The sequence below is a fragment of the Microbacterium sp. 13-71-7 genome (assembly GCF_002257455.1).
In the GTDB taxonomy this organism is placed as follows: domain Bacteria; phylum Actinomycetota; class Actinomycetes; order Actinomycetales; family Microbacteriaceae; genus Microbacterium.
The window spans coordinates 1-2286 of the sequence record NZ_NCKN01000378.1 but is presented as its reverse complement, the minus strand read 5'-3'; the positions used below and the strand labels follow the sequence as shown (position 1 = coordinate 2286).

2 protein-coding genes, 1 pseudogene and 1 riboswitch are annotated in these 2286 nt (G+C 74.8%); of the genes and pseudogenes, 2 read left to right on the top strand and 1 reads right to left on the bottom strand.

Going from position 1 to position 2286, the window contains the following annotated elements; translation table 11 throughout:
• Positions 1 to 599 (bottom strand): annotated as a pseudogene (locus B7X32_RS20470) (hypothetical protein); the annotation flags it as partial.
• 107 nt (positions 600 to 706) lie between these two features.
• Positions 707 to 816: riboswitch (TPP riboswitch) on the top strand.
• Between B7X32_RS20470 and B7X32_RS20465 the strand changes: the two are divergent.
• Both B7X32_RS20465 and B7X32_RS20460 read left to right on the top strand, forming a co-directional pair.
• Positions 812 to 1450 (top strand): ECF transporter S component, encoded by a 639-nt coding sequence (locus B7X32_RS20465; RefSeq protein WP_292723980.1) that lies wholly within the window; start codon positions 812 to 814, stop codon positions 1448 to 1450. (Overlaps the previous riboswitch by 5 nt.)
• A 1-nt stretch (position 1451) precedes the next feature.
• Positions 1452 to 2286: ABC transporter ATP-binding protein (locus B7X32_RS20460; protein ID WP_292723977.1), on the top strand; the 835-nt coding region annotated here is incomplete at its 3' end.

The window sequence follows — 2286 nt, the reverse complement described above, 5'->3', positions numbered from 1 at the left end:
GCCGCGGCGGCCGTGGCGTTGCCTGCGCCCACCCGAGCGACGTCGACCCAGGCGAGAGCGGCGGTCGGGGTGCGATCGGGACCGCGGACCAGCGATGCGGAGGGCAGCGGCTGCGTCGTGCGCGCCCTGGCGGCCGGAGCGGCGTCCGGGGTCGTGAGCGCGGCGGGCGCGGTCGACGCGGTGGCAGCGGCGGGTGCTGCGAGGACAGCGCCCGCGTCGGTCTCGGCGGCCGGGGCGGCAGCGACCTCGGCGGCCGGGGTGGCAGCGACCTCGGCGGCGGCGGCAGCGGCGGCGATCGCGGGGGCGGCCTCCTCCGGCGTGGCCGGCGCCTCCAAAGGGGTCGGATCCGCCGCGGGGAGCGTGCCCGCCGCGTCTGTCGCGGGCGAGCCCGTCGCGGGGAACAGCGGTTCCGCCCCCGGGGCCTCGCGCGGAGGGAACAACGGCGCGGGTTCGGCCGACTCCGGGGCGGCGGGGAACAGTGCCGCCGGTTCCGGTGCGACGTCGTCGATGGCCGCGCGGGAGGCGTCGTCCGCGGATGCGTCGGCGTCGGCGATCGCCGGATCGACCTGGGCGGCCCCCGGACCGTCGTCATTGTTCACCCCCCTACCGTATCTGGCAGCCCTGTCAACGGCCGGTATCGCGGGTGTTCTCGCGTCACGCCGTGTGACGCCGGGATCGCCGGTGCGTCCTGGCGGGGCTAAGATGGGCGGATCACCACGGGAGTCCGGCGAGCCGGGCTGAGAGGGAGCGAATCGCGCTTCGACCGTCGAACCTGATCCGGATCATGCCGGCGCAGGGAGGAGCATTTCTCATGCATGCATCTGCAACCGCACAGAACGTGAACAGCGGGGCGGCCGCACGCCGCCTGAACTGGCGCGTCGTCGACATCGTCGTGGCCGCCGTGCTCGGCGTCGCGATCGGCCTGGTCTTCTGGGGCTGGAACACGATCGGCTACGCGTGGTTCACCGCGGCCGACGGACTCACCCCCGGTCTCGGCGGCATCGCCGTCGGGATCTGGCTGCTCGGCGGCGTGGTCGGCGGCCTCGTGATCCGCAAGCCAGGAGCCGCGCTCGTCGTCGAGGTCGTGGCGGCGATCGTGTCGATGCTGATCGGCAACATCTGGGGCGTCTCCACGGTGCTCGAGGGCATCGCGCAGGGCCTCGGGGCCGAGCTGATCTTCGCGATCTTCCTGTACCGCCGGTTCTCGCTGCCCGTCGCCGCGCTCGCGGGCGTCGCCGCCGCTGCGGGCGCCTGGCTGTTCGAGCTGTTCTACGGCAGCTCGCCGAACATCCTGAAGTCCGCGGAGTTCAACGCGATCTACCTCGGCGCCCTCGTCGTCTCGGGCGCGCTGCTGGCCGGTGTCCTCGGCTGGCTGCTCGTGCGCGCTCTCGCCGCGACCGGCGCTCTGAGCCGCTTCGCCGCCGGACGCGAGCTCCGTCGCGAGGTCTGACATGACCGCGGGTGCCGCCCGCGTCGTCGCGGACGGGTGGGGCTGGCGTTACGCCGGCCGCCGCCTGCCCGCGGTCAGCGACGTGACGTTCACGATCGAGCCGGGGGAGCGGGTGCTGCTGCTCGGCGCGTCCGGCGCCGGCAAGTCGACTCTCCTCACCGGCATGGCGGGGCTGCTCGGCGACGCCGACGAGGGGGAGAGCCGCGGATCCCTGCAGGTCGACGGATCCGATCCGGAGGACCGGCGGGGCAGGATCGGGCTGGTCCTGCAGGACCCGGACGCCGGCGTCGTGCTGAGCAAGGTCGGCGACGACGTCGCCTTCGGCTGCGAGAACCTCGGCGTGCCCGCCGAGGAGATCCCCGCGCGGGTCGCCGAGGCGCTCGATGCCGTCGGTCTCGACGTGCCGCTGGACCGTCCCACGGCGGCGCTTTCGGGTGGCCAGAAGCAGCGGCTTGCGCTCGCCGGGGCCCTCGCCATGCGCCCGGGGCTCCTGCTGCTGGACGAGCCGACGGCCAACCTCGACCCCGAGGGCGTGCGGGAGATCCGCGCGAGCGTCGAGCGCGTCGTGGCCGCGACCGGCGCCACGCTCGTGGTCATCGAGCACCGCACGGCGGTGTGGGCGGACCTGATGACCCGGGTGATCGTCGTCGGCGCCGACGGCGGTCTCCTCGCCGACGGGACCCCGGACGAGGTGTTCCGGGTGCACGGCGACGCCCTCGCGGAAGCCGGCGTCTGGGTGCCGGGGCATCCGGTGGGACTGCCGGTGCTGCCCGTGCGCCGGGCAGCGGATCCCGCCGACGCGATCCTCACGACCCGCGACCTCGCGGTCACCCGCG

Excerpts from the sequence above, each read along its gene's own strand:
- B7X32_RS20465 (WP_292723980.1), top strand. The coding sequence starts at position 812 with ATGCATGCATCTGCAACCGCACAGAACGTGAACAGCGGGGCGGCCGCA.